Here is a 26,951-nt window from a genome sequence, read left to right as displayed (position 1 = left end):
GCCAAAGAAATCGACAAACACAACCTACTGATTTTTATGGATTAAGCATAACGCCCGCCTAAGGGGCTGGCAACGCATTACCACTAAATTTAAACACAACAACCGTAACCACTGCGGCTCAATGGGACTGGAAACGCCGCGCGTTGACAGTCCCTCTTGAGGCGTTTGTTAGCAATTATTCACCCGCCAATTGATGCTCTTTTATTGCTTCATAAATCAATTGCTTTTGACTAGACCGCCTAGAGGTTAGAAGCTGCCAAATTGAGATCAATACAGAAAAAACAAACGCTGCAATAGAAATATATAAACTGGTATTGCTACTGCTTAGATATTGATGTATTAAATTATTTTTCACTTTCATAGATGACGTTAGACTTGATACTTCAACTTCAATCAGACTGTATGTCGAGGCGTCTAATTTGTCAGCGATACCGCGAAAGTCTCTGATATCTTGTTCGTCTAATCCGTCAAATGGATTAACTTTATTATAATCACTTATTAAAGTGTCAATTTTATTAACGAGATTTAAGCTTTCCTGACTCATCTCTCCATCTTTTACATAAATTTCAGTTTTCAAATCATTTAAAACATCAATTAATGTCAGACTCGGTTTCTCATAATACAGGTGTGGCTTAATAATCGGCCAAAAGCTATCTGTTATTGGTGTTGCTTTTTTTAAAAACACAACCTTCAAATCATCTAAAGGTACAGTTTTAATAACAGTATTTTTTATTGCAAGTTAAAGCTCGCTTTTACCAACATACTTACCATTAACATCAGAAAGTAAAAGCAAGAAGGCGATCACAAAGGTAACTAATGACACTAGCAATGAGAATCGAAGAGCAGAAAATAGTCGTTGTCGCCTCTTTCGTTTAACTACATTTTGTGTAATGTCGTCGACTATACGTTCAACAACATCATCTGATACATCATCATGCCCCTGCTCGATAAACTGCTTTCTAACTTCATCTTTTAACTGACGATATGACTTATCTTTCCAGTCTTTAGGCCTTCGGATATGAAAGGGTTGTTTCGTTACGTTTTCTTTTAAATCATCGATAGACTCAACATTATTACTATGAGTCTCCTGAAAACCTTCATTTTTTTCTTCCATTTTACCTCTAATTTATAATGAAAATTGCTAACGCCCGCCTAAGGGGCTGACAACGCATAACAACCAAACTCAAACACAACAACTGCAACCACCGCGGCTCAATGGGACTGGAAACGCCACGCGTTGGCAGTCCCTCTTGAGGCGTTTGTTAGCTGTTTTTGTTTTCCACATACTGTTTAAAATTGTTGAGAATTGCTTGCCAACCATCTCGCTGTAGTTCAACGGGATTTTCCTGTTCAGGGTCAAATTCAATGTCAATTTGAGTACCGCTTTCTACTTCGGTAAATGCGACTTTCGCTGTTCGTCCACCAAACTCATACTCCAGAAGATGGCCAATAACCACATTGGTGTAAATACCCGCAAAATCAAACCCAAAACTTCCGTCTTTAGCTTCCATACGAGAGGTAAAGTCACCTCCAGTGCGAAGATCTACGGTTGCTTTAGTTGTATGCCAGTCGTCTGAAGCTGCATTCCATTTGATAATGTCATCTGGTGTGGTGTACGCAGTCCAAACCCGAACTCTCGGCGCAATAACACAAACCTTAATGCTGATTTTCATCATGTTTCCTTCAATTGACACTGAATGACAGCTAACGCCCGCCTAAGGGGCTGACAACGCATTACCACTAAACCCAAACACAACAACTGCAACCACCGCGGCTCAATGGGACTGGAAACGCCGCGCGTTGACAGTCCCTCTTGAGGCGTTTGTTATAAGCAAGATACCAACGTTACAGAAGCTCTTCTAAATCCGACATTAGCCATGCGCTGTTATGCTGCTTAAAACCAATTTTTGGATAGTATTCAGTTGCTTGTGGTGCTGATAACAAAATCAACTTACAACCTTTTTTAAGACTAGCGAAAGTCTGTCGGATCAATTCTTTACCAATACCTTTCGATTGGACCTTCTCCGAGACAGCCAAATCCGATAAGTAGCAGCAGTAATGAAAATCTGTCACCGAGCGAGCAATACCGATAAGCCGCTCACCAATCCAAGCTGAAACAAGCAAATCCGTATTTGCCAACATCCCACTGATACATTCGTAATTATGGGTTGGACGTCTAGCTCCAAGCGTTGTCTGATTGAGGAGTTCCACAAACTGCTCTGGCGTAATTAGGCGATTTACAAAATATTCAACTTCCATTTTTCACTTTCCTTTAAAGCCCAAACTTCAACTTGCTTATAACGCCCGCCTAAGGGGCTGGCAACGCATTACCACCAAACTCAAACACAACAACTGTAACCACCGCGGCTCATTGGGACTGGAAACGCCACGCGTTGACAGTCCCTCTTGAGGCGTTTGTTAGTTTCGTAGCCCATTGTTTAACAATGATTTTTAAACACATTTTCTTGAAAGTCATTTTACGCAAAAGCATCAAGCAAACACACGTCCAACGCCAAAAGCTGTGAAGTTGGCTGCCAAAACTCAAAGCATTCAAGGTTAAGTTGGCCACGGTTAAGTGTCCGCGACAAAGAAAGCACACTTTCAGCGATGATGAAGCCATTTGTGAAACCAAACCTTCCGTGTGGAACATCCAACAATATTGAAGCATCGAGGCTTGTTGGCTTTCAGCAACTTTGAAATAGCTGAACTTTCAACGCATTCTACCAAATCAGCATCAGGCAAAACTCAAAAGCCAAATAGTGCGACTTGAACGCTTAAAGCTGATTTTTCAGGGCGTAAATCTGAGCTTTTGATGATTTCTCTAGATAGAAACTAACGCCCGCCTAAGGGGCTGGCAACGCATTACCACTAAACTCAAACACAACAACCGAAACCACCGCGGCTCAATGGGACTGGAAACGCTACGCGTTGACAGTCCCTCTTGAGGCGTTTGTTAGTTTCGTAGTCCATTGTTTAACAATGATTTTTTAACTCGTTTGTTTGAAAATCATTTTACGCAAATGCATCAAACAAACACACGTCCAACACCAAAAGCTGTGAAGTTGACCGCCAAAACTCAAAACGATCAAGGTTAAGTTGACCACGGTTAAGAGTCCGCGACAAAGAAAGCATAATTTCAGCGATGATGAAGCCATTTGCGAAACCAAACTTTGAGTGTTGAACATCCAACAGAGTTGAAGCATCGAGATTTGATGGCTTAAAACGACTTTGAAACTGTTGAACTTTCAACGCTTTCTACCAAATCAGTATCAAGAAAAACTCAAAAGCCCAATTGTGCAATTTGAACGCTAAAAGCTGAATTTTCAGAACCTTGTGCGTGAATTTTTGATGATTTTTCTTGAGAGAAACTAACGCCCGCCTAAGGGGCTGACAACGCATACCACCAAACTCAAACACAACAAATGCAACCACCGCGGCTCATTGGGACTGGAAACGCTACGCGTTGACAGTCCCTCTTGAGGCGTTTGTTAGTTGCATTTGCGCGGACAAGAAATCAAAAGCACCAAAACCAATCTGTTACCACACTCAACGTGTTTTCTTGTGCCATACAAAATGCTCGTGTTTATGAATAACCACCTATTAATATTGTTTCACACGAGCCATTTGCTCTAACCAACCATATTCTACGGACGTTATTAGGGACATAAATGAGTCCAACATTACCACTGATTGATTAAAGCAATAGCGCTCAAACACAACCCCATACTAAAAATCCCAATATAGATAACTTTGATGCGTTCCGAATCTGAAACTTGCACTGAAGGATAACGCCCCAAAGTACAGAGTTTTGAAAAAAGCCAACCAACCGAATAGCAGGCAAGATTAATAACCTTTATCTGAACGATAAACTGAACCAAAGAAACAAGAGACCTAAAAATTACCGATGTGACTTCTTCCATTTTTATATTACCTTTTGAGAAATTTAAACTTTGCAAGCAACTAACGCCCAATTAAGGGGTGAACAACGCTCTCAAAACCTAAAGCATTGTGCCATAGACACTAAATTTGAAGTAGAAGCGAAAATGCCGAGCGTTGTGAATCCCTCTTAAATTGCTTGTTAGCCAACTTCTACCGCAGAAGTGATTAACCCGTAGTCCTCTATATCCTCGTTATTTCCCATTACATACCAAAGCTCATCGAGAACTGAGTTTGCATGCTTAAGAAATTCAATCGTCAAGAGTTCATCATAAGGTCGCTTAAACACTGCAAATTCATCATCACTGTCACCCAGATCGTATTCATATCTATCGGGCTTTGCATGTGCCAAACTATTTCTTGCAACTTGAAGTGCATCAAGGACTTCATTTAATCCTTCGATATGCTCGACATTTAAAATCGAGAAAACTTTTTTTCGTTTCCAATGATACGGTTTCTTTTCCTTGAAACTTTCTCGGAGTAAGCCAAAACCCGCCATATTTATTAACGCCTCAGCCAGAAAGGCATGTGAGATTAAACATGCTTGCATATCCATACTGATACCATTGGAATGACCAGAACTACTTTTTGTCTCAATGCAATCAAGTTGATATTGAGCTAGATTCGCCAAGTCTGAATGTGGGTTGTATCTAACTTGAAACTTCAAATTACCTCCAGTTGGCTAACGCCCAATTAACGTGTGAGCAACGCTACATAGGAACATCAGTAAACACCCTTAAACACTGAAAGCAACGCATAGCAAAAATGCCATGCGTTGCGAATCACTGTTTAATTGTTTGTTAGGGCATTGTACTCACGAGCAAGTGACACTAGATCAAGTCTTGAATAACGATTTCTTGATTCAACTGGATATGTTGAATATACATAATCAATAAAGTCGTTAAAGTATAAATTCTTAGTTTTATCAATCACAAAATCTAATATTTGACGTTCTCTATATGGTAGAGACTCTTCATCAAAGTAACCATTAAAACTAATAAGATATTTGTCAGAACCGTACATAGTTTGCTCTGAAACTATGGAAAAATCAGGGCTGCGGCTAGCTACTTCAACCACATCATCTACATAAGGTCCGTAATGGTTAAACAACCAGTCTATATCTGTAAGCTGACGATCATCGATTAAAGCACTAAACCAATCAGCAAGGTAAACTAGCTTTGTTAGTCTTGCCTTTGATAGCTCGCCTTTGTGAGGATACTTAACGCAAAAATATGCAATAATCTTTTGAAGTTTGTTCATTTCAACATCTCCTTTAAGGAGGCTATATCTTCTATATTAACTTGAGATTTATGATGATTTCTCGATGAAGCCTTATCGTAGTTCCGACCATTTCTTACAAACGCGCATAAATGGCTTTGATATTTTTCGCAGTAATTAATAATACTTTCTCGCGCTTCTTCATTAAAGTGTTCTTCTTTTGTACTTTCAAAAAGAATTACACCAATATGATCATCAACATCTACTATTGCCAAACCAAAATATCGGCAACTTTTCATCTTTATGGCATCCAGCTCTTCTTGCGTATATTTGTAGCGAGCCATCATATACTTGTCATATTCATCTTTATTGGTGGTATATGATGGTGCTTCACATTCATACCAGTGCCCATGTTGCCAACTCTGACTTATTACACCTTGATTAAGCGCAAACCGTTGCTTATGCATCTTTGATAGTGCAGGGTTTTGAGAATACCTAGCTAATATTGAAAAGCTTTCGTCATCTTCATAGTAAATTGAAACTCTGGAGTGCGTATCTAAATCTATAGATTTGGCAATACCTTTAAGCCAAGACTCCACTAAACTACTATGAATTTCACTAACTTTAGATCTGTGTAATTGTGCTTCTTCTTGCGACCTGTCAACCTTTATTTTTAACTCTTGTATTTCGTCTAATTTTGAAAGTTCAAAGCTAGTTTTATTTGTTTTTAATTCTGAGTTTTCGGCATTTAACCTTTTATTATCCGAAGACATTTCACTTTGATCTTTATAAATACCAAGTGCGCCAACACAAAATAAAACCACACCAAATAAAATATAAACCCATGGGTTGTGTAGAAAAAACTTAATAAAACCGAAAAAACCTTGATATTTATCCCATTCAGTCTTGACAAGATAAGAACCTACAAATGCACACCCCAACGATAAAGATATTGTTCCAATTGCTGATGACACGATATAAACACCTTTCCCCAAAGATACACCTACGTCTTTGAAAAAATTAGACTTTCCTGTAAATCCAAATCTATTTGACACTCGTATCAACCCTTAACACAAAACCACTGTTCAAATATACAATAAATAGAGGCGATTTTCGAACACTTTCCGATACAGTGCCCTAACGCCCGCTTAAGGGGCAGCCAACGCTACTACCAAGCTTCCGCATAACACCGTAACCACTGAAAACCAACGCATTATAAAAATGCCACGCGTTGGCTGTCCCTCTTGAAGCGTTTGTTAGGCACTTATTGTACGTAGCTTGTTGGTCAATTCTGTTTCTAATTTTCTTAACCCTTCACCATTTTTGAGATATATCAAAGCTCGATGATGCACCATGTCGGAAGGGATATCTTGAACAATCTGAGCAAGAGGAACTACGGTCTTTCCAAGCGTATGTGCAATACCAGTCTCATACATCACATTCGGGTTTTTACCTGAAAAATCAACTACAACAACTTTTGCACGATAAATAAGGCTAAAAATATCTTGAATGATAGATGAGTTTTCCCAGATATCATCTGCACGTAAGCATCTAAAGCCAGATGCAGTACATGCGCTCTTGATTGCTTCATGGACTCCATCAAATCCTGCAAATGGCATCATGACCGCAACTAAATCATCTTCGACATCGCCATCAGGTATGGTGAAGACATTAGGAGCAAACGTTATTTTCTTTTCAGACGGTTTCGCCGAAATATATGTTGCATTTTGGTCTGGATACCATTCATCAAGATAGTCTTTTACCTTGTCTAGCGCTGAAGGGTTATGGTCAGCCATAGCTCGCAACACGCTAATAATATTGCCACTATAATCTTCATCACCGAAATGTAGGCTTCTTAATAACCTTGGGTGGTGCTCGATCAAATGCGAGCAATCTGTCAACAAACCAATCTCTTCCCAATTGCCAGAAGTGAAGTCCTCTTCAATTCTCCGCTTTAAGTCAATGATTATTGGTGCATTTCTATCTTTCATTCATACCTCTACGCATAATGTAACGGAATAAGTGCCTAACGCCCGCCTAAGGGGCTGACAACGCATTACCACTAAACTCAAACACAACAACCGAAACCACCGCGGCTCATTGGGACTGGAAACGCTACGCGTTGACAGTCCCTCTTGAGGCGTTTGTTATAAAAATTTATCACAGAACTCTTGCACTTGCTTCTTCAATTACTGTCGCATAAAAACGTGTATTTAGCCTTTCACCTGATGGACATTTAATTGTTCTTACACCACTCGTTATTGATATATGCTCACACCAACTAACAATAGCAAACTCTATTTCACCAGTTAAACTAGGATAATGCTCCTTACACCATTCAGAAACCGTCATAATATGTTTACTATTTATATTCCCCATCTCTAATTCTTGAATTCTACTCTTTACATCAGATACATCATCCTTAACTTCAGACACATCATTCTTCACATTAAGCATTTCTACCTTTAATTTCTCCTGCTCAATAATAGTATCGGCTAGAGCCCTTGCATTCTGCGCAACAACCTCTGCTAATTGTGCTCGTGGAGAAATATTTGTTGATAATGGTGGAGGGTAAATACCAAATTTTTGAAGTGACGGTACAACCTCGTGATATAGCCAACGTTGGAATTTCTTGCCTGCTTTCGACTTGTCTGAACCCATAAGACGGTTCAACCCTGGCTGAGTAATAAAGATCTCATCTTCACCATCAAATACTGCACTTCCGATTGCAACGGGGATCCTTATAAATTCATCGTCATCAAGATCTTTAACTTGAGCTTTGATCAGATTAGGGATGTGCTTTGATGGAAATCGTTCATCTAATTCCCGATTTTCTCTCGTCAAAGTTACAAGAACATCGCGTAATGAAATATACAAAATTTCATTTATATAACATGTTCTTATATCACTAAGGCCAGCATCACCTTCATAACAAAGGCTCATTAATTGACTGTCCATCAGAACTCCTTTTAATTTTTATAACGCCCGCCTAAGGGGCTGGCAACGCATACCACTAAACTCAAACACAACAACTGAAACCACCGCGGCTCAATGGGACTAGAAACGCCGCGCGTTGACAGTCCCTCTTGAGGCGTTTGTTATGTGCGTTTTACCGTTTTCACAGGAACCCAACCCACTTCACCCGTTGAACGCGACACTCTGTACCAAGAATTAAGTTCAAACAAGACTGCCAGCTTTTCTCCAAATTGAGTATTGAGCTCTACAGCATCGTAATCATGTAGCAGTATGCCTTTCTTAGTGCCTGAGATCGGCTCGATATATTGAGCTGGAGTCCAACCTTGTACACCTGAATCTGTAGTAACGAATATCCAATTAGGAAACTCATCATCCATTTCTCCAAGTTGAACCTCATCGCCTTGCTTCAAATAAATAGGATTTGGATATTCAGATGTATGTTCTTCAACAACAATAACTTCCATGATTTTCTCCAAAGCACATAACGCCCGCCTAAGGGGCTGGCAACGCATCACCACTAAACTCAAACACAACAACTGCAACCACCGCGGCTCATTGGGACTGGAAACGCCACGCGTTGACAGTCCCTCTTGAGGCGTTTGTTAGTTTCGTAGCCTATTGTTTGCCAATGACTTTTTACCACATTGGTTTAAAAGTCATTTTACGCAAAAGCATCACACAAACACACGTCCAGAGCCAAAAGCTGTGAAGTTGGCTGCCAAACCTCAAAACGATCAAGGTTAAGTTGGCCACGGTTAAGAGTCCGAGACAAAGAAAGCAAGCTCACAGCGATGATGCTGCCTTTTGTGAAACCAAACCTTCCGTGTGGAATATCCAACAATATTGAAGCATCGAGGCTTGTTGGCTTTCAGCGACTTTGAAATAGCTAAGCTTTCAACGCTTTCTACCAAATATCAGCATCAGGCAAAACTCAAAAGCCAAATTGTGCAACTTGAAAGCTTAAGGCTGATTTTGCAGGGTATTGAATCTGAGCTTTTGATGCTTTTTTCTAGATAGAAACTAACGCCCGCCTAAGGGGCTGGCAACGCATAACACCAAACTCAAACACAACAGCCGTAACCACCGTGGCTCATTGGGACTGGAAACGCCGCGCGTTGACAGTCCCTCTTGAGGCGTTTGTTAGGCACAGGATGCCCTCTTTAGTACCCATTTTTCCAATTTTTCATTGTCGCTATCAACCACAAAACCAATGAAAACAAAGTTGTTGGCTCGTACGACATTCAACGAAGCGAGGTTCGCCGATGAAATCAAAGCCACAACACTTTCAATTGAATCCACATTAAACGCTAACTGACAAAGTTGATTGACTGCCAATTTTGCAAATCCTCGACCTTGTTTATAAGGCGAAACGTTGTATCCAATTTCAACTTCACTATCTTGAGGTTCATCTTTGAAGCCACAAAAACCAACGACATTATTGTCCACTGACATCATGTAAGGTAATGACCAAATTTCAGCTTTTGAGTTTTGGATATGCTTATAAGAACGAATAAGAACATGCCTTGGTGGCACAGCCCCTTCACAAAACGTCAATTCTGAGTCCAGGCAAACATGCTCGAGCAAGCATTTAAGATGGTGCTGATTTAACTGTTGTAGTTCCAATTTTCCACCCTGTGCCTAACGCTCGCCTAAGGGGATGGCAACGCATACCACTAAACCCAAACACAACAACTGCAACCACCGCGGCTCAATGGGACTGGAAACGCCGCGCGTTGACAGTCCCTCTTGAGGCGTTTGTTAGCTTCGTAGCCTATTGTTTCAAAATGACTTTTAACCACTTTTGCTTGAAATGCATTTTACGCAAAAGCATCACACAAACACACGTCCAGAGCCAAAAGCTGTGAAGTTGGCGGCCAAAACTCAAAACGATCAAGGTTTAGTTGACCACGGTTAAGAGTCCGCGACAAAGAAAAAACACTTTCAGCGATGATGTGGCCTTTGTGAAACCAAACTTTCCGAGTTGAGCATCCAACAACATTGAAGCATCGAGGTTTGATGGTTTTCAGCGACTTTGAAACCACTGAACTTTCAACACGTTCGACCAAATCAGCATCAGGCAAAACTAAAAAGCCAAATAGTGCTACTTGAACGCTTAAAGCTGAATTTTCACAACAAATGAGCTTAGATTTTGATGATTCTAGCCTTTAAGAAGCTAACGCCCGCCTAAGGGGCTGGCAACGCATAACACTAAACTCAAACACAACAACCGTAACCACCGTGGCTCATTAGGACTGGAAACGCTACGCGTTGACAGTCCCTCTTGAGGCGTTTGTTATGTGCGTCGCCGGCCAATAACAGCTCTCAGTATAACAACCATTTGTACATCAAATTTCTTCAAGTACTTTCAAAAAATTATCAGTTATCAACGGGAATCAACTCTATAATCAGCTGCAGAACTACGATAAAAAGCCCGAGTCAACTTATGGTATTTATTTGCTTTATATATGGAAAAAGTTGCTACCCCCATTAAACAAGCAACAATCCAATAACCACCTGATAGCATAAAGTTAATTAACACAAACCCTAACCAGCGAAATCCGAGTAGCCAGAGAAGCCCAGAAATAGTTCCAACTCCAATAATAAAAATAAATAGAATCATGCTCCAAAAACCAATTGCGAAGTAAATCATACCTTTCGTTCGAGCATGATTAACAATCCGCTGTAGAGCTTCACGTTTAGCATCGTTCATTTGTTTAACCTACAACCCCAAGTTACTTGTACTTATTTTCGCCTAGCACATAACGCCCGCCTAAGGGGCTGGCAACGCATTAACACTAAACTCAAACACAACAACCGAAACCACCGCGGCTCAATGGGACTGGAAACGCCACGCGTTGACAGTCCCTCTTGAGGCGTTTGTTGGGCAATTTTAATACGCTGCGCCATTGATTTTTCTAACTGGAATGGCAGAAAGAACTTCATTTTCTGCCATCCGCATATTCACCGCGAATATTCTTGAATCACATTTAGGCGTTGTTATGTAGTGCGTCACGCAACCACATATGTTACATCGATGGAATTCAACGTCTTTGTCTCCCCAACAGTAAAACTTCGAGTTTTCTTTGGTATACGTTACTAAAACTTGCTCGGGAGTGTAATAAGCCCACATTGCTGCATAACGTCGGCAAATCGAACAATTACATTCACCCACTTCTTTTGGCAGCTGAGCCAGTTTTAAGTGGATATTTCCACAATGACATGTCACGTCCATATGATGCCTCAATAAAATTGCCTAACGCCGCATTAAGGGGTGAACAACGCATTCCACCCAAACTAAACCATTGTGCCGTAAACACTAAAGCCAATTAAAATCAAAACTGCCAAGCGTTGTGAATCCCTCTTAAATGCTTTGTTATAACTCAGTTTCGTCAATGTACTCTATCTGCTTACTCACAGAAACTGCTAAAGCTATTGCGAAAATAATAGCAATAGAGATTCTAAGAAATGTAGATGGAATAAGAGATTGTGTAGAAATGACAAATGGGCCAGCAAAACCGCCGGATATAGCTCCTAGATAAGTTCGCCTCCTACTCCATTTCATCAGCGAACCACATTCAATACAACGATACTTCGTCCAATGAGAACTAAAGAAAAACCAGCTAAGTGCAACATTTTTCCGGCACTTGGGACATTGTCTAGACTTCATAATAGCCTCGTAAAATTAAACCAAGGCTGATATGAAACTACCCGGCCAAAGAAACATCAAATATACTGGCTAAACTTTCGAGCAAGTTCATGAGTTATAACGCCCGCCTAAGGGGCTGACAACGCATCACCACTAAACTCAAACACAGCAACTGCAACCACCGCGGCTCATTGGGACTGGAAACGCCGCGCGTTGACAGTCCCTCTTGAGGCGTTTGTTAGGTATTTATTGCTGCTGAACGTAAATGAGCCGATTTGTATCAAAACCACGCTCTTTCGACATTTCTATGAACTTGTCCAGAATGCCTCGTTCTACAGTCGGCGTTCTTGAAAGTAACCACAGATATTCTGTATTCGGCCCTGACACAAAAGCATAACTGTAGTTTTCACGGTCTAACTCAAACACTACGTAGGAGCCATAAAACGGACCCAAAAATGAAACTTTCATATAGCCGTCTGTTGAGCCATTCACAAAGTAAGCTTTGCCTTCGGCTTCCTTCCACTCACCTTTCTCTTCAGAATAACCACGATTAAGAACCGAAATACCACCATCATTTCGAACACGGTATTCCGCTGTAACCTGACTTAAACCTTTTTCAAAGGAGTGATCGAGTCGAGCGACTTCGTACCATTTACCTAAATAGTTGTTCAGTTCAAAATCCGACACTGGTTTTACTGATTCGGGCATGCCCAAGCAGCCATTCAATAAAACAGAGCAAAGAATCAAAAAGATAGCTCTCATGATATCTCCAAATACCTAACGCCCGCTTAAGGGGCAGCCAACGCTACTACCAAGCTTCCGCATAACACCATAATCACAAAAACCAACGCATAGTAAAAATGCCACGCGTTGGCTGTCCCTCTTGAAGCGTTTGTTAGCACTATTTTCCTGATTTGGCTAAAGAACTATAAACCAGATCTACAAAGAATGAACCGTGCCAGTCCTCTTCTAACGAAGGATTCACTGTATCTGGGGCTTTCCCGAGAATTTCTCTAACTTTTCGATAGGCAATTGAACGTTCACAAAGCATCAGAACTTTTTGTTGATGCTCTGGAGGCAACATTTTGTATTTTTTCCAAGTATCAAACATATGCTCAGCCAAAGATTGACTACACGAAAACCACTCGCCTTGACGACGTAAACTAGCAAATTGCTTATGAAGCTCAGCTTCTCTTTCACTACCTCCAGGTTCAAGGGCGTGAATAACCAAATCGCCATAAGTGCCCGTCTGTAAGTTTTTAAGACGTTGAATAACATTTTTAGAGCGACCAATTTTAACAAACAAGCCATGATATGGATGAGCGTCAACAGCTGGTCCAGCCCATGTGTCAGGAACTTGAATAATATAGTAAATGCTATCGACACCACCGTCGGCGACTCGGTTAGCCCAATTACACCAATCTTCAGCCCACTGCTCTGCTTTGGGTCGATAATCAAAATGTTCTGTCGTGAAGTAAAAGTCACCATCATCATGGTAAATATCTGCTACGAAACGACCACATTTACATTTTCGTACTTCTGAATCCATTTACTATCTCCGAATAGTGCTAACGCCCGCCTAAGGGGCTGGCAACGCATAACAACCAAACTCAAACACCACAACCGTAACCACCGCAGCTCAATGGGACTGGAAACGCCACGCGTTGACAGTCCCTCTTGAGGCGTTTGTTAGTTTCGTAGCCCATTGTTTAACAAAGATATTTAAAAACATTTCCTTGAAAGTCATTTTACGCAAAAGTATCAAGCAAACACACGTCCAACGCCAAAAGCTGTGAAGTTGGCTGCCAAAACTCAAAGCATTCAAGGTTAAGTTGGCCACGGTTAAGAGTCCGCGACAAAGAGAGCACACTTTCAGCGATGATGAAGCCATTTGTGAAACCAAACCTTCCGTGTGGAACATCCAACAATATTGAAGCATCGAGGCTTGTTGGCTTTCAGCAACTTTGAAATAGCTGAGCTTTCAACACTTTCTACCAAGTCAGAATCCGACAAACTCGAAAGCCAACTTGTGCAAGTTGAACGCTAAAAGCTGATTTTTCAGAACGATTGAGTTTGGATTTTGATGATTCCAGCCTTTAAGAAGCTAACGCCCGCTTAAGGGGCAGACAACGCTACTACTCACTTTCCGCATAACACCTTAATCACAAAAACCAACGCATAGTAAAAATACCACGCGTTGGCTGTCCCTCTTGAAGCGTTTGTTATAGCGGTGCTTTAGTTGCCCATAGAAATATGATGCGTTGCACACAGTTTATTTCCTGCTGGATCGCGTAAATAAGCTAGATACATTTTTCTTTCTCCGCTTACCCTGAGACCTGGAGGATCTTCGCAAGCTACACCGCCATTAGCTAAGCCTGCCGCATGCCATGAATCCACTAACTCTGGGCTACTGACTTTTAAGCCAATTGTCATTCCATTACCATGAGTCGCCATCTCTCCATTTATTGGCTTCGTAATTCCAAGCACACCATCTTTGTTTATGTAAAGACAGCGCCCTTTAGCATCGATAACACCCGATGGATAACCTAAAACAGACAATATGGCGTCATAAAAAACCTTAGATTTTTCAATATCATTGGAGCCAATCATAATATGACTAAACATACTTGTTCCTTTTGTTGAGCAAAAATCGGGATTTACTTTGAAGCATCGATTGAGCAATGTCTAGGTTGAAATGTGAGATAAGCTATAACGCCCGCCTAAGGGGCTGGCAACGCACTACCACAAAACTCAAACACAACAACCGAAACCACCGCGGCTCAATAGGACTGGAAACGCCGCGCGTTGACAGTCCCTCTTGAGGCGTTTGTTAGGTTTGTGCGCTGAAGCTCATGTAGTAATAACCACCCAATTCATCATCCACTTGCGACATAATTTCAAAAACTTGCGACAAATAAAAGTTGAGTGCTTTTTGATTTTGAACCATGCACTTAAGGCTTAAGTTGCCATATTTCATTTTTGCGCCGTTAAGCAGCATCGAGCCCACACCTTGCCCCTGATATTCAGTTGCGACATAGAGATGATGAATAAAATTGTCAGGCTCCCAAATGGAAATGAAGCCGGCAACATTCCCTAAAACCTCAGACAACCAAATTCGTTCACCTTGACTATCGCGGTCGAAGTCTTCTATCCGAAAACTATCCGCCTTGAGCCATGGGAAACTATCTCGTCTAGAGTCCAAGTAGAGCTTTCTCAACGATTCGAGATTACAGGCACTAAACTCTTTGATTTCCATGAACAACCTTAAACCTAACGCCCGCCTAAGGGGCTGACAACGCATTACCACTAAACTCCAACACAACAACCGAAACCACCGCGGCTCAATGGGACTGGAAACGCTACGCGTTGACAGTCCCTCTTGAGGCGTTTGTTAGGGCGCAAATTCTTTAAAGTTGACCCAAAGGACCAATTGAGCCAATATGTATAGACCATATGAACCAAAAGGATCACTATTATGGCTAATACTACACTCAAAAGCTTTAAGCCTAAGCCATCTTACCAACCTAACTTTTGGTATACACTTGGCATTGAAGATGAAGACACATCAAAGAATACCGCTATACATCAAGGTTTTAAGCCCATTGTCTATCGCAATATTGTTGAGAAAGCCAAATTGTCTCAGAGCGAGTTTCATAACGTTACTCTTATCCCAATAAGCACAATAAAGCGTAGACTCAAGAATGAAGAGCGGTTCAGCACTCAAGAGAGTGATGTTATGTATCGCCTTGCCATGCTTATCAAACTTGCCACTGACCTTTTTGGTAATGAACAGCGCGCATTAGAATGGATGCGTGAGAATGTCTATGGTCTTAACGGAAAGCGTCCACTAGATATGATTGCAACAACTGTCGACTTCGAAACCGTTAAAGAGCTCATTGGTCGTGTTGAGCATGGAGTCTTCTCTTAATGAAGATGTACAGGCTCACTCAGAAGAAATTTGCAGACACGCCTTTTAATCCCATGGGAGCAAAGCTATTCGGAGGACGATGGAATTCAAAAGGGATTGAAGCGCTTTATTTTGCTGAGTCGGAATCGTTGTGTGTTCTTGAGGTGTTTGTTCACATAAACAACGATCCGGAACTCATTCATAAATATGACCTTTATCGAATTGATGTGCCTGATGAGCTGATTGTGCAACTAGAAAATGAGGATCTACCAAACAACTGGAGAGCAATACCCGCCAGTGAACAAACCCAAGAGATTGGAGACCAGTTTTTAAAGGCAGAAAACCCTGAATTTGCAGCACTTCAAGTTCCATCAACGATCTCCCCCAGAGACCGCAACTATGTCGTTAATCCAAATCATCCACTTATGCCCGAGATATTTAACAAAGCCGAGAAACTGGATTTCAGCTTTGATCAACGGATCTTCAAGTAGAAGATTTGAGCCCTAACGCCCGCCTAAGGGGCTGGCAACGCAAACAACTAAACTCAAACACAACAACTGCAACCACCGCTGCTCATTGGGACTGGAAACGCCACGCGTTGACAGTCCCTCTTGAGGCGTTTGTTATGCTTAAGCTTCAACACTTTACATTTGAACCCAGTCAAGAATAACCCACTGAAATCATTCGACAAACCACAGTGTCGCTCAAATCGGAACTTACTCAAACTTTACCTGTGAACTAACCAATGCAGAGCTTCATCCTACAAATTAGCCAATGTGGAAACCCTCTCCGACAAACCCAGTCACCACACATGGGCACAACAACTCAATGAGGCAATGACACTAAAATTTACAGCGATAGAAACATTGCCGTCTCATTAGGCAGCGCTAAACAATGCTCAATTGCCGACTGACTTTCGGCCTGAAAATAAAGGCACCAAACCGCTCAAAGCGACTTGAGAGAGCAAAACTCACCTCGCGTGGACTAAAAAACCCAATGAGGCAATCACTCAGAATTTACAGCGCCAGATACATTGCCGCTTCATTAGGCAGCGAAAAACAATATTGAATTGCCGACAAAACCTGAACGAAATGCCTAAGAAATCGATAACACAACCAACTGATTTTTATGGATTAAGCATAACGCCCGCCTAAGGGGCTGGCAACGCATAACACTAAACCCAAACACAACAACTGCAACCACCGCGGCTCAATGGGACTGGAAACGCCACGCGTTGACAGTCCCTCTTGAGGCGTTTGTTATAAATCAAGCCAATAGATTCGCGCATTATCTTTGTCAACTTTCTTTAGCTCATAGCTAAAGAACTTTTCAACAATGTCATTCTCGGATCTAAACTGAATTTTAATACCACTTTTTTCACGAGCTTTTGCATCCTCAACTCGCTCAACACAAAATGATAGATTCAAAATATTTGAAGTGGCGGTTACTAAGGTAAATGGTGAGTTCATATTGTTTGCCCTACCTTTTTCAGCAGGAAACAACTCTGCTCTGAAATTTCGACTCTTTGAGCTTAAATTTTTACAAATAAGCCAAAATAAAGCCAACTCTTCCTCAGTTACTTTGCCACCTATTTTGTGAGTGTTTTGCTCAGAAACTGTCGACAACAAAGACGACAATGATTGCAGATCTAATAATGCCATATTCAGACACCCCTGATTTATAACGCCGCGTTAAGGGGTGAATGCCGCATAAACCAACCCTCCGCAGACCACTTTCACCACCAAAAATCACCGCAAACTAAAAATGCTACGCGGCATGAATCCCTCTTGAATGCTTTGTTATATTTTGTCGGCTAAGCCTATGATGTGAAAATCAGCGCCAGAGGATCTAATTGCATTCTCAGCACTTACCAACAATACATCTAGCTGAGTTTTGATTTTGCTGCCTACACTATTTCTATAAACACTTTCCTGAGTGTGAGGCTGAACGACTACAACACGAGTTTTAACATGCTTGTTGTCTTTTAAGCCCATAAGCGCATTAAAAAAGTCTTCAGCTTTTGCCATTTTCCCATTATGCCAACAACCCTTATGAGCTGCATTGTCATATCTTGCTTTAAGGTCTTCGACAAGGACTTTTCTGGCTGTATACCTGAGATTCTTAACCGCTTGGTTAAGCACAACATCGTGAGCACCTACAGATATTTTTCTTGATGTCTCACTAGACTTCGATGCTTTTACATGAATCAACGATATTAAATGAAGTGAACCATGCTGAACATAATGAATGAAGTCTGCTTTTTCGCCTGCACCATCATCACAATAAAGCCATCCTTTTGGCTTTTCTGTCGTATTAAACTCACTTGGTGTTAACCAATTTCCACTCCAACATTTTTGTACCCAACAAAATAATGACTTTTCTTTACCAATATCTTTCAATGAAGGCTTCTGTGCATTTAACCCCGGTTTTTCCTTAGTAATATCGTACTTTTCAAAGTCAGCCCATAAAAACTTATTATATTCCACATCTTGATAACCAGTTCTGAATACCATCCCATTTACAACGGCATGTCCTGATTCAAACCAACACTTAACAAGTTCAGGGTAGACAAATACTCGCTTATATAAATCGAAGTGTTTTTTAGTAATAGGTGTTTCGCTTTTCACTATAAATGTGACTTTATAGTCGTCGACTTTTACTTCAACGCATATATGCCCTACCTTTTTCCCTGAATAGAAAATGTCGAGTGAAATGTCACTTTCAATGAAGCTGTTCACCAGCTCAACATGAAAGTCATACTGCAGTTTTTTTAGCAGTTCTTTACGATGCTGCCCATCTTCCTCAGGCAAAAAGTCGTAATCTACGAGAGAAAAGTCATATGGAGTTTTTAAGTCATCAGGCTTAGATATTGGATAAGACAATATCCCTATAGGAGTCTCTGATTCGACACTATTGACAGACAGAATGTCTAAAATTTCTAGTACTCTGTTCTCGAAAGTCTTCCAATCTTTGCAAGGCCCACGCCATATTGACGATTTAAATGGATTAATTCCGACAGAACTTTTTGCCTTGGAACCCCAAACTTCAGTGCGTACTGCAGACATCATATACGATTGATCAATCAGAGGATCGAGGGTATCCGCCACACTCTTACCGCCTAAAACTTTAGAGTCTGCTTTAAAGTTATCTCGACCATGTATACCCGACAACCATAGCATTTTAATTTCATCTTCATTAATGAAATTACCGTTCAACTTGCTTATTGGAATTGGAAATAGATTTGGTAAGCGTTTTTTCCCAAAAAACTCTCGGATGGTGTCTTTCTTGCCTTTTTCAGAGAAATAAAAAGCCAAGTGATCTCTAACATTAAAGCTAACGAAAACATGGTGCTCTAAATCCTTCAGTTCCAACCCTTTAGCCCAACTAGGATTCTTTGAGATTGTATATGAAGTAATTTTTACTGTTCCTAGCTCTCCAACCTCATCATTGACAGTTGAGCCTACATTCATTTCATCTGAAGACTCTTCCTGTAATAGCTGGAGGATAACTTCGTGAACTGAGCACGATTCTTCTTTAGTTGATTTTGCTCCCAATAAAACAGACAAGTAGGGAGCAACATTATGCTTCTCAACTGTAATAGTATTATTTTCCACACAACCTCCTTATTACAGCAATGACTAACAAAGAAACGTATAAAGCGTGATTACTTATTTGGTTATTATGTCTACCACAAAGACCATGTTTTGGTTAAGAGAATTGAGCACAACGCTCAAAGATATGAATCAAGTCACATTTAAAGCAATGAATCTGAGGAAAATATAACGCCCGCCTAAGGGGCTGGCAACGCAATCCACTAAACTCAAACACAACAGCCATAACCACCGCTGCTCAATGGGACTGGAAACGCCACGCGTTGACAGTCCCTCTTGAGGCGTTTGTTATGTTCGTTCTATAAGTTCGATCCCTGCTAATTTATATCGACCAAATTTATCCTTATATAAGGGATCATCTGGAAGGTAATAACCTTTAGGCATTGAACTGTTCAATTTTAACGCTCTTAATTTTGCGTCCTCTTCCTTGGTTATCGTTGCAAAAAGCAAATTATCATCGATATATTTTTGAATCGAATCCAAAGAGACTTCTGCTTCAATAGCTAACTGTTTTAATTCTTGGACAATGACTTTCAGAGGAATAATGTGTTCTTTAGTAACCCTTTTTCTATCTTTTTCAATCATTGCAGCTTTAGAAACATGTCCATTCCATAGACATTTTTCCCAACTAGCTTTCCCTGTTGATGTAACAAAATTGTGTTTATAACAGTAATATTGATCGATAAAGTGCCTCATATGTTGAGATCTTTGATTATTAAGCTCTAATTGGATATGTAACAACTCAAGTCGTGCGTTTTTATTTTTCATTTAAAATCAATAAGCTAAGAAAAGTAGTCATTATAATTATATAGTGAATCTCAAGCACCGAGAACATAACGCCCGCCTAAGGGGCTGACAACGCATTACAACTAAACTCAAACACAACAACCGAAACCACTGCGGCTCATTGGGACTGGAAACGCCGCGCGTTGACAGTCCCTCTTGAGGCGTTTGTTATGTGATGATTTCAAACACAGTTCGTGCTTCAGATTTTACCTTTTTACTCACCGAGATATTCCATGCTTCCATACGACTATGCCATTTTTTATGAGTTAAGAATTGTTCCCATGTTAACTCATAAATTGCACGCACTTGGTAAGTGTCAGAAAACAAAACTACGAGTAAATAGTCGAATAATTTTTCTGGTATTTCTAATGAATCTTTATGCGGTAAGCCATAGAAAACACCCGTAAGGTTTCCTGTGATTGATTTAATCGCATATTTATTACCAAACTCACCTAAAGCATCGATGCTTTTTGTACTGGTTGGAGCATCATATAAAGACTCTAAACTAGGATTTTGTGTATAAAAATCAATAGCAAAACGTTCACCTAGATCACCGACAACATTCTTAGTACGGATAATCTCTCGTCTCTTTAACTCTGTGATCAAATCACCATACGCTGCTATCAAATCTGAGTCTTTTAATTCACTAAAGTTGATAATTCCACCTCATCACATAACGCCAGCCTAAGGGGCTGACAACGCATTACCACTAAACTCAAACACAACAGCCATAACCACCGCGGCTCAATGGGACTGGAAACGCCGCGCGTTGACAGTCCCTCTTGAGGCGCTTGTTAGCTTCGTAGCCTATTGTTTCACAATGGCTTTTTAACACATTTGCTTGAAAGGCATTTTACGCAAAAGCATCACACAAACACACGTCCAACGCCAAAAGCTGTGAGGTTGGCTACCAAAACTCAAAACGATCAAGGTTAAGTTGGCCACGGTTAAGAGTCCGCGACAAAGAAAACCAGATCACAGCGATGATGCAGCCTTTTATGAAACCAAACTTTCTGTGTGGAACATCCAACAACATTGAAGCATCGAGGTTTGATGATTTTCAGCGACTTTGAAACCATTGAACTTTCAACACGTTCGACCAAATCAGTATCAAGAAAATACGCAAAAGCCAACTTGTGCAATTTGAATGCTAAAAGCTGATTTTTCAGAACGATTGAGTTTGGATTTTGATGATTCCAGCCTTTAAGAAGCTAACGCCGCATTAAGGTGTGAGCAACGCTACCACCTAACCAAAACCATTGCACCGTAAACACAAAACCTAACCTTGAACTGAAAATGCCAAGCGTTGCGAATCACTCTTAAATGCTTTGTTATAAAACCGTTACACCAAACTCTGCATTGAGCCCGGTTGTGCTGTTCTATGTTTTTTTCCGGTGATTCGATCGAGCATCAATAACGGGATAACTTCTTCAAATGTCGTCAAATAATACTCGATCAGAGAACCGATATTATCATAAGAGCCCGCCTTAATTTCATGCCATACATCAGGTGTATACCTGACTAAAATGCTTAAGCCATAAAGCAAAAAGAAGTGGCGAACTACAATATCGTTTACTTTTCCAAACATTGGTTCAATGAACATAGAACCAGTAAAACTTGATTTATAGTGTTCAATCGCTGACCACCAAAGCTGGCCTGTTTCATGATTAAGTTTACCGTTAAAGATAGATCGCTCAGAACTGTCCTCATTCGTCTCCAGACGAATATCGTCTAGCGGAATCTTAGTATCAAGAATAAGCTCCAAGTTAATTGGGTTGTCCAAGTTTTCGTAAATACTTACAAATGTAAAGTCACGTTTAGGAAGAGAAAAGTTGAAGTTACCTTCCTCTCTATTTTTTCTACGGATTTCGTCTTCATATCGATGATTTTCAGATGAGTGTCCGATATGCAAACACTTAGATGGCTCTTGGATGAAGGAGTAGAGAACAGGCTCCAGTTCAGGAATGTGTTGAAACAAATCTTTTATAGAAACACTAGGGTGCATTTCTAGCTCAGAAATGTCTTTTGCACGTCTGTCTGCAGCCCACTCTTTTGGCTCAAGGCCTAAATACTTAGCATAGGAATAGAAATGCCCACCTTTCAACCCGTAAATATTGTAGTCCAAAGGACTATCAATGCCTTTTAGCCAAATAGCCAGTCCGTGACCTTGCTCGGTATGTTTTTGAATTGAAGCCAAGTCGCTCTGATTGTTTGGACTAGAAACCTGTTCAGCAATAGTTAACTGTAATAAAGCGTAATACCGAGAAAGAACCCAAGAATTAAGAGATGACGGTTTTTCTTGCCAGTACCCTAACGCTGAATCTATGGCAGAAGCTAGACCTATAGACTTTCGGTCAATAGTTTCTTCAGGTAATGAAAGGCTTTGTCTAGTGCACTTGTCTTTAATTAAATTTCTGCAAACCTCAACACTTGTTAGCTGCTTTAACCTTAACCAAACGAGTTTGTTTGGATCATTTGCTATTATTGGATTTCCCATGTCTCTCCCTTGGTTTTATAACGCCCGCCTAAGGGGCTGGCAACGCATAACACCAAACTCAAACACAACAACCGTAACCACCGCGGCTCAATGGGACTGGAAACGCTACGCGTTGACAGTCCCTCTTGAGGCGTTTGTTATGCTTAAGCTTCAACACTTTACATTTGAATCAAATCAATGATAACTAACTGAAATCATTGGCCAAACTCCGAGTTTCCTTGAATTAGAACTGGCTCAACTTTTACCTATGAACTGACCAATGCAGGCTTTCATTTAGCAACTAGGCCAATGTGGAAACCCTCTCCGACAAACTCACTCACCACGCATGGGCGCGACAACTCAATGAGGCAATAACACTGAAATTTACAGCGACAGACACATTGCTGTTTCATTAGACAGCGCAAAACAATATTCAATTGCCGACAGACTTTAAGCCTGTAAGTAAAGGCACCAAACGGCTCAAAGCGACTTGAGCCAACAACACTAACATCGCGCAGACTCAACAACACAATGAGGCAATCACCGCGATTTTTCAGCGCCAGATACACTGCTGCTTCATTAGGCAGCGAAAAACAATATTGAATTGCCGACAAAACCTGAACGAAATGCCAAGGGAATCGACAAACACAACCTACTGATTTTTATGGATTAAGCATAACGCCCGCCTAAGGGGCTGACAACGCATACCACCAAACTCAAACACAACAACTGCAACCACCGCGGCTCATTGGGACTGGAAACGCCACGCGTTGACAGTCCCTCTTGAGGCGTTTGTTATGTGCGTGCTATTGATGAGCCTTGTTCAGCTGCAATAAATCCCATTTGTTTCCATAAAGATCTTGGAACACAACCACTGTCCCATACTCTTCAACTCGTGGTTCTTCGTTGAAAACAACACCATTGGCCTTCATTAACTCATAATCTCGCCAGAAGTCATTCGTTTGTAGAAACAGAAAAACACGACCTCCAGTCTGATTACCTACGAATTGAGTTTGTTCTTCGTTACTTGCTTGAGCAAGAAGTAGATTCGTTCCATTCGAGTTTGGCGGCGAAACTTGAACCCAACGCTTACCACCACCTAAATCTGTATCTTCAACCAAACTGAACTGCAACTTTTTTGTATAGAACTCAATAGCATCATCGTAGTTTTCTACGACAAGTGCGATATTGCCGATTTGCTGTTGAACGACTTTAGACATACTGACTTCTCAAGATTTCAAAAACCGAATTCTACACTACTTCAAGATTTTTCGAGAAAGCACATAACGCCCGCCTAAGGGGCTGGCAACGCATTACTACTAAACTCAAACACAACAACCGAAACCACCGCGGCTCAATGGGACTGGAAACGCCACGCGTTGACAGTCCCTCTTGAGGCGTTTGTTATATGTTTTGGCTTGGTTCAGGTACAGAAAAATTCTTTTCTATTAAGTTAATAACTTCTGCAATGGTTGCTGTATCGACATTTAATACTTTTGTGTGCTCTTTATGGCTTTGTTCAACATCATATCCGTGGGACTCTAAGAACTCACTGAGCTCCTTATAGAAACCTTTACTGCGTCCTATTGCCAAATAATGCCTACCTGACTTTCGTGCATTCACATAATACGTTAGTGATTTATCCTCACTGAAGAACGTCGGGCCAGAAATTCTAGAACTAGAGCGTAAAGGGCTATCCAATAAGTTCGATATCTCACCAAGTAAAATATGGTCTGATTGTAACTTAGCCTCTTCCTCCCTTTTTAAAGCGCTGACTGTATATGAATCATTACTTTCTTCTAAGGCTATTACTTTCGCACCTAGCAACTCCATTAATGGTTGCATCCGTTCAACTAGGCTATCTTCTTTGTCCAAAAACCACTCACCTTCGATACGACTCTCCTGCATAAAATTATGTATAGCAGATTCGACTGATCGAGCATCTGCATGCTCCCACGCGGCAATACACTGAGCTTTGATCGGTGACTTGGTATTGCTTATCTGCTGTAACCTTTTGCTGAGAGTTGCATTTCCAGCACCAGTGATACCAACTTTCTTATATGGGATATCGATATGTCCACCTACATCAATATGACGCATCACGTAAATAATCGAATGCATGTTCTTTCCTTACTGTAAATTAAAAGCATATAACGCCCGCTTAAGGGGCAGCCAACGCCACTACCAACTTATTGCATAACACCGTAACCACAAAAACCAACGCATAGCAAAAATGCCACGCGTTGGCTGTCCCTCTTGAAGCGTTTGTTATAACACAGTTTCACACATCATGTTCCGTGAGCAATTGGCGACAGTTACGGAATGTTAGAACTCGTATTTCGAGGCCCAAACTATAAATAATGCGGTAATGACCAAAAATTATTTCACGGTAGTTTGTATGAGGCATTTCAGGAACCATGCGGCCCATTTCTGGCATTGAGCCGAGCAATTCCGTTTTATCGAACACATCATTCACCCACTTTTCTGCAGCTGATGGGTTATCCAAAGCAATAAACTCTGCGGCATCACCCAGTTTTTGTAACGCTAGAGGTGACCAAACTACTTTCATTTGATGATGCGCCCCAGAACTTGTGAACGAGCATCTTCGTTTGATATACCTAAACCTGCAGCCAATTGAGCTTCTGCAGTACGCATTTCTTCGAGTAATTCGATTTTCTCTTGCATTGCTTCATACTCCGCAACGTCAAGAACAACTGCTACACCTTTACCTCGTTGTGTAATAACCAATGGTCGACGAGTCTCATTGATCTGTTTGATAAATGATGCAACGCCAGCACGGAACTCAGACAAAGGCTGAATATCTTGATCAAGGTGAATACGGCTCATAATGAACTCCATTTAGTACAATTTAATGTACAAATAGTAGTTCAATTGAGATTTACGAGCAAGGAATTGATTCTGTGTTATAACGCCCGCCTAAGGGGCTGGCAACGCATTACCACTAAACTCAAACACAACAGCTGCAACCACCGCGGCTCATTGGGACTGGAAACGCCACGCGTTGACAGTCCCTCTTGAGGCGTTTGTTAGCTTCGTAGCCTATTGTTTAGCAATGATTTTTAAACACATTTGCTTGAAATGCATTTTACGCAAAAGCATCACACAAACACACGTCCAACGCCAAAAGCTGTGATGTTGGCTGCCAAAACTCAAAACGATCAAGGTTAAGTTGACCACGATTAAGAGTCCGCGACAAAGAAAGCACAATTTCAGCGATGGTGAAGCTATTTGTGAAACCAAACTTTGAGTGTTGAACATCCAACAACATTGAAGCATCGAAGTTTGATGGTTTTCAGCAACTTTGAAACTGCTGAAAATTCGACACTTTCTACCAAGTCAGCATCAGAAAAACTCGAAAGCCAAGTTGTGAAACTTGAACGCTAAAAGCTGAATTTTCACAGCAAATGAGTTGGGATTTTGATGATTCTAACCTTTAAGAAGCTAACGCCCTGTTAAGGTGTGAGCAACGCAATACCAATGCTCCCGCATACCACCTTAAACACCAAACACAACGCATACTAAAAATGCCACGCGTTGCGAATCACTCTTAAACAGATTGTTAGTTTTATTGCATACGCCAAACTTCACTTTCGTCTACATACTGCAAAACATCAATATCATTAGACTCAAAGTAGCTTTGAGTATTTACCAATACTCTGTCGGTAACTTTTTCAATAAAGCTTAATGGATATACCAGCTCAACTCTATGACCAGAAACTAGTTGTTCCTCTGAATTAGAGGCGATATTGACAACTTTATATCCGGGTTCATGGTAGATACCGTAACTTGCACCAGAACAGTTTTGGAAACTATGAATCAAATTATTTCGGAGCTCATATAACAAACTAAAGTGAGAAAATTGGTCTATGTACGCTTTATGTAACTTACCATTATCACTAGCATATTTATTCCATAAACTGATGATCTCATCAGACTTTTTATCGACTTGTGAGATAGCGGTAAAACCGGATACCGCTAGCGTTTTATCTGTCGGAAATAACCTATTTTTGACGAAGATAGACATTTCTTCAGTTGCTAAACACTTAAGCTCATCAATGTCTTTTACATCAGAGTGAATGAACGCATTGAGTTGTTGGATGCTAATTAACCCTCCATCCGTCCAATCACTGAACTTCTTCAGGGTGCTAATAAAGCGATTTCTATTTTGCTTTTCACTCGGCACTGAGAAGTTAGAAATACCATCAATCAGACACAGGTAAAGCGTAATTTTGTACTTATCATCACATTCCAATTTTTTGATATTGATGAAGTCATTTCTAAATGAACCAAAAACACATTCTATCGCTCGCTTGTTCATTTACACTCTCCATAAAACTAACGCCCGCCTAAGGGGCTGGCAACGCATAACACTAA

38 protein-coding genes and 3 pseudogenes are annotated in these 26,951 nt (G+C 40.8%); 2 read left to right on the top strand and 39 right to left on the bottom strand.

Going from position 1 to position 26,951, the window contains the following annotated elements:
• Positions 1–175: 175 nt before the first annotated feature.
• The 24 genes and pseudogenes from VOA_RS0118250 to VOA_RS0118205 all read right to left on the bottom strand — a co-directional run bounded on the left by VOA_RS0118250 (position 176) and on the right by VOA_RS0118205 (position 15,032).
• The gene (locus VOA_RS0118250) at positions 176–685 is read right to left on the bottom strand and encodes a hypothetical protein (RefSeq protein WP_000478851.1); all 510 of its coding nucleotides are present in this window, start codon (positions 683–685) and stop codon (positions 176–178) included.
• Positions 686–739: 54 nt separating this feature from the next.
• A complete protein-coding gene (locus VOA_RS0118245) occupies positions 740–1,114 on the bottom strand; it encodes a hypothetical protein (protein WP_000391570.1) in 375 nt (124 codons plus the stop codon).
• 148 nt (positions 1,115–1,262) lie between these two features.
• Positions 1,263–1,676 carry an SRPBCC domain-containing protein gene (locus VOA_RS07390; RefSeq protein ID WP_232202795.1) on the bottom strand — a complete coding sequence of 138 codons (414 nt, stop codon included), beginning with the start codon at positions 1,674–1,676 and terminating at the stop codon, positions 1,263–1,265.
• A 169-nt stretch (positions 1,677–1,845) separates the two neighbouring features.
• Positions 1,846–2,259, bottom strand: a complete 414-nt coding sequence (locus VOA_RS07395; protein WP_000451537.1) for a GNAT family N-acetyltransferase — start codon at positions 2,257–2,259, stop codon at positions 1,846–1,848.
• 218 nt (positions 2,260–2,477) lie between these two features.
• Positions 2,478–2,660 (bottom strand): DUF645 family protein, encoded by a 183-nt coding sequence (locus tag VOA_RS18925; RefSeq protein WP_046126209.1) that lies wholly within the window; start codon positions 2,658–2,660, stop codon positions 2,478–2,480.
• Positions 2,661–3,012: 352 nt separating this feature from the next.
• Positions 3,013–3,189 (bottom strand): DUF645 family protein, encoded by a 177-nt coding sequence (locus VOA_RS20420; RefSeq protein WP_043881278.1) that lies wholly within the window; start codon positions 3,187–3,189, stop codon positions 3,013–3,015.
• Between the two features lie 491 nt (positions 3,190–3,680).
• Positions 3,681–3,920, bottom strand: coding sequence for a hypothetical protein (locus tag VOA_RS0118235; RefSeq protein ID WP_000393315.1), 240 nt, complete (start codon positions 3,918–3,920; stop codon positions 3,681–3,683).
• A gap of 158 nt (positions 3,921–4,078) precedes the next feature.
• Positions 4,079–4,603 (bottom strand): hypothetical protein, encoded by a 525-nt coding sequence (locus VOA_RS07405; protein WP_232202794.1) that lies wholly within the window; start codon positions 4,601–4,603, stop codon positions 4,079–4,081.
• A 122-nt stretch (positions 4,604–4,725) separates the two neighbouring features.
• A complete protein-coding gene (locus VOA_RS0118230) occupies positions 4,726–5,196 on the bottom strand; it encodes a Panacea domain-containing protein (protein ID WP_001038035.1) in 471 nt (156 codons plus the stop codon).
• On the bottom strand, positions 5,193–6,209 hold the full coding sequence (locus VOA_RS07410) for a hypothetical protein (RefSeq protein WP_000071048.1): 1,017 nt from the start codon (positions 6,207–6,209) through the stop codon (positions 5,193–5,195). The genes VOA_RS0118230 and VOA_RS07410 overlap by 4 nt, the downstream gene beginning before the upstream one ends.
• Before the next feature lie 201 nt (positions 6,210–6,410).
• The gene (locus VOA_RS07415; RefSeq protein ID WP_000654963.1) at positions 6,411–7,145 is read right to left on the bottom strand and encodes a hypothetical protein; all 735 of its coding nucleotides are present in this window, start codon (positions 7,143–7,145) and stop codon (positions 6,411–6,413) included.
• 169 nt (positions 7,146–7,314) lie between these two features.
• Positions 7,315–8,112: a hypothetical protein gene (locus VOA_RS07420; RefSeq protein ID WP_000378202.1), complete on the bottom strand. Its 798-nt coding sequence runs from the start codon at positions 8,110–8,112 to the stop codon at positions 7,315–7,317.
• A gap of 140 nt (positions 8,113–8,252) precedes the next feature.
• Positions 8,253–8,594, bottom strand: a complete 342-nt coding sequence (locus tag VOA_RS07425; protein ID WP_000452088.1) for an SH3 domain-containing protein — start codon at positions 8,592–8,594, stop codon at positions 8,253–8,255.
• A 197-nt stretch (positions 8,595–8,791) separates the two neighbouring features.
• Complete coding sequence (locus VOA_RS19465) at positions 8,792–8,974, bottom strand: DUF645 family protein (protein ID WP_083806530.1); 183 nt, start codon at positions 8,972–8,974, stop codon at positions 8,792–8,794.
• 296 nt (positions 8,975–9,270) lie between these two features.
• Positions 9,271–9,753, bottom strand: a complete 483-nt coding sequence (locus VOA_RS0118225) for a GNAT family N-acetyltransferase (RefSeq protein ID WP_000422935.1) — start codon at positions 9,751–9,753, stop codon at positions 9,271–9,273.
• Between the two features lie 148 nt (positions 9,754–9,901).
• Positions 9,902–10,024 (bottom strand): cell shape-determining protein MreC, encoded by a 123-nt coding sequence (locus tag VOA_RS20240; protein WP_232202793.1) that lies wholly within the window; start codon positions 10,022–10,024, stop codon positions 9,902–9,904.
• Positions 10,011–10,172: pseudogene (locus VOA_RS0118220) on the bottom strand (DUF645 family protein); the annotation flags it as partial. The pseudogene VOA_RS0118220 and the gene VOA_RS20240, both read right to left, overlap by 14 nt.
• 341 nt (positions 10,173–10,513) lie before the next feature.
• A complete protein-coding gene (locus VOA_RS0118215) occupies positions 10,514–10,840 on the bottom strand; it encodes a hypothetical protein (protein WP_000996042.1) in 327 nt (108 codons plus the stop codon).
• A 180-nt stretch (positions 10,841–11,020) separates the two neighbouring features.
• The gene (locus VOA_RS20415) at positions 11,021–11,362 is read right to left on the bottom strand and encodes a GFA family protein (protein ID WP_081017935.1); all 342 of its coding nucleotides are present in this window, start codon (positions 11,360–11,362) and stop codon (positions 11,021–11,023) included.
• Positions 11,363–12,022: 660 nt separating this feature from the next.
• Positions 12,023–12,538: a lipocalin family protein gene (locus tag VOA_RS07430; RefSeq protein WP_001201524.1), complete on the bottom strand. Its 516-nt coding sequence runs from the start codon at positions 12,536–12,538 to the stop codon at positions 12,023–12,025.
• Positions 12,539–12,677: 139 nt separating this feature from the next.
• Positions 12,678–13,325, bottom strand: a complete 648-nt coding sequence (locus VOA_RS07435) for a GIY-YIG nuclease family protein (RefSeq protein ID WP_000376693.1) — start codon at positions 13,323–13,325, stop codon at positions 12,678–12,680.
• 199 nt (positions 13,326–13,524) lie between these two features.
• The gene (locus VOA_RS19430) at positions 13,525–13,707 is read right to left on the bottom strand and encodes a DUF645 family protein (RefSeq protein ID WP_198006595.1); all 183 of its coding nucleotides are present in this window, start codon (positions 13,705–13,707) and stop codon (positions 13,525–13,527) included.
• A gap of 304 nt (positions 13,708–14,011) precedes the next feature.
• Positions 14,012–14,401 (bottom strand): VOC family protein, encoded by a 390-nt coding sequence (locus VOA_RS0118210; RefSeq protein ID WP_000491266.1) that lies wholly within the window; start codon positions 14,399–14,401, stop codon positions 14,012–14,014.
• A 205-nt stretch (positions 14,402–14,606) separates the two neighbouring features.
• Positions 14,607–15,032, bottom strand: coding sequence for a GNAT family N-acetyltransferase (locus VOA_RS0118205; RefSeq protein ID WP_000403007.1), 426 nt, complete (start codon positions 15,030–15,032; stop codon positions 14,607–14,609).
• 219 nt (positions 15,033–15,251) lie between these two features.
• Between VOA_RS0118205 and parS the strand changes: the two genes are divergently transcribed.
• Both parS and VOA_RS0118195 read left to right on the top strand, forming a co-directional pair.
• Entirely contained in the window at positions 15,252–15,704 is a 453-nt protein-coding gene (gene parS / locus VOA_RS0118200) for a type II RES/Xre toxin-antitoxin system antitoxin (protein WP_000024295.1), read from the top strand.
• Complete coding sequence (locus tag VOA_RS0118195) at positions 15,704–16,174, top strand: RES family NAD+ phosphorylase (protein ID WP_000784954.1); 471 nt, start codon at positions 15,704–15,706, stop codon at positions 16,172–16,174. Before parS ends, VOA_RS0118195 begins: the two co-directional genes overlap by 1 nt.
• A 276-nt stretch (positions 16,175–16,450) precedes the next feature.
• On the opposite strand, the pseudogene VOA_RS19410 reads toward VOA_RS0118195, so the two are convergent.
• The 15 genes and pseudogenes from VOA_RS19410 to VOA_RS07485 all read right to left on the bottom strand — a co-directional run bounded on the left by VOA_RS19410 (position 16,451) and on the right by VOA_RS07485 (position 26,895).
• Positions 16,451–16,657, bottom strand: a pseudogene (locus VOA_RS19410) (DUF3709 domain-containing protein).
• A 285-nt stretch (positions 16,658–16,942) separates the two neighbouring features.
• The gene (locus VOA_RS19850; RefSeq protein ID WP_001185671.1) at positions 16,943–17,344 is read right to left on the bottom strand and encodes a hypothetical protein; all 402 of its coding nucleotides are present in this window, start codon (positions 17,342–17,344) and stop codon (positions 16,943–16,945) included.
• A 138-nt stretch (positions 17,345–17,482) separates the two neighbouring features.
• Positions 17,483–19,297: a hypothetical protein gene (locus VOA_RS07445; RefSeq protein ID WP_000430102.1), complete on the bottom strand. Its 1,815-nt coding sequence runs from the start codon at positions 19,295–19,297 to the stop codon at positions 17,483–17,485.
• 285 nt (positions 19,298–19,582) lie between these two features.
• Positions 19,583–20,062, bottom strand: a complete 480-nt coding sequence (locus VOA_RS0118185; RefSeq protein WP_000791822.1) for a hypothetical protein — start codon at positions 20,060–20,062, stop codon at positions 19,583–19,585.
• Between the two features lie 186 nt (positions 20,063–20,248).
• On the bottom strand, positions 20,249–20,707 hold the full coding sequence (locus tag VOA_RS07450) for a hypothetical protein (protein WP_000559647.1): 459 nt from the start codon (positions 20,705–20,707) through the stop codon (positions 20,249–20,251).
• A 201-nt stretch (positions 20,708–20,908) separates the two neighbouring features.
• Positions 20,909–21,025, bottom strand: coding sequence for a hypothetical protein (locus VOA_RS20235; protein ID WP_001952129.1), 117 nt, complete (start codon positions 21,023–21,025; stop codon positions 20,909–20,911).
• Positions 20,991–21,116, bottom strand: a pseudogene (locus VOA_RS0118180) (DUF645 family protein); the annotation flags it as partial. The pseudogene VOA_RS0118180 and the gene VOA_RS20235, both read right to left, overlap by 35 nt.
• Before the next feature lie 306 nt (positions 21,117–21,422).
• Entirely contained in the window at positions 21,423–22,577 is a 1,155-nt protein-coding gene (locus VOA_RS07455) for a YaaC family protein (RefSeq protein ID WP_000527985.1), read from the bottom strand.
• Between the two features lie 269 nt (positions 22,578–22,846).
• Entirely contained in the window at positions 22,847–23,125 is a 279-nt protein-coding gene (locus VOA_RS0118170) for a DUF3709 domain-containing protein (protein ID WP_000280312.1), read from the bottom strand.
• 237 nt (positions 23,126–23,362) lie between these two features.
• The gene (locus VOA_RS07460; protein ID WP_000049411.1) at positions 23,363–23,776 is read right to left on the bottom strand and encodes a VOC family protein; all 414 of its coding nucleotides are present in this window, start codon (positions 23,774–23,776) and stop codon (positions 23,363–23,365) included.
• A gap of 184 nt (positions 23,777–23,960) precedes the next feature.
• The gene (locus VOA_RS07465) at positions 23,961–24,677 is read right to left on the bottom strand and encodes a GIY-YIG nuclease family protein (protein ID WP_000555615.1); all 717 of its coding nucleotides are present in this window, start codon (positions 24,675–24,677) and stop codon (positions 23,961–23,963) included.
• A gap of 160 nt (positions 24,678–24,837) precedes the next feature.
• Positions 24,838–25,125 carry a type II toxin-antitoxin system RelE/ParE family toxin gene (locus tag VOA_RS07470; protein WP_000869992.1) on the bottom strand — a complete coding sequence of 96 codons (288 nt, stop codon included), beginning with the start codon at positions 25,123–25,125 and terminating at the stop codon, positions 24,838–24,840.
• On the bottom strand, positions 25,122–25,403 hold the full coding sequence (locus tag VOA_RS07475; RefSeq protein WP_000086649.1) for a type II toxin-antitoxin system Phd/YefM family antitoxin: 282 nt from the start codon (positions 25,401–25,403) through the stop codon (positions 25,122–25,124). The genes VOA_RS07470 and VOA_RS07475 overlap by 4 nt, the downstream gene beginning before the upstream one ends.
• Before the next feature lie 259 nt (positions 25,404–25,662).
• On the bottom strand, positions 25,663–25,845 hold the full coding sequence (locus VOA_RS07480; protein ID WP_009355997.1) for a DUF645 family protein: 183 nt from the start codon (positions 25,843–25,845) through the stop codon (positions 25,663–25,665).
• 297 nt (positions 25,846–26,142) lie between these two features.
• Entirely contained in the window at positions 26,143–26,895 is a 753-nt protein-coding gene (locus VOA_RS07485; RefSeq protein ID WP_001041990.1) for a hypothetical protein, read from the bottom strand.
• Between the last annotated feature and the right edge of the window lie 56 nt (positions 26,896–26,951).

The sequence above is a fragment of the Vibrio sp. RC586 genome (genome assembly GCF_000176715.1).
Lineage (GTDB): Bacteria > Pseudomonadota > Gammaproteobacteria > Enterobacterales > Vibrionaceae > Vibrio.
This window is presented reverse-complemented; position numbering and strand designations above follow the sequence as displayed.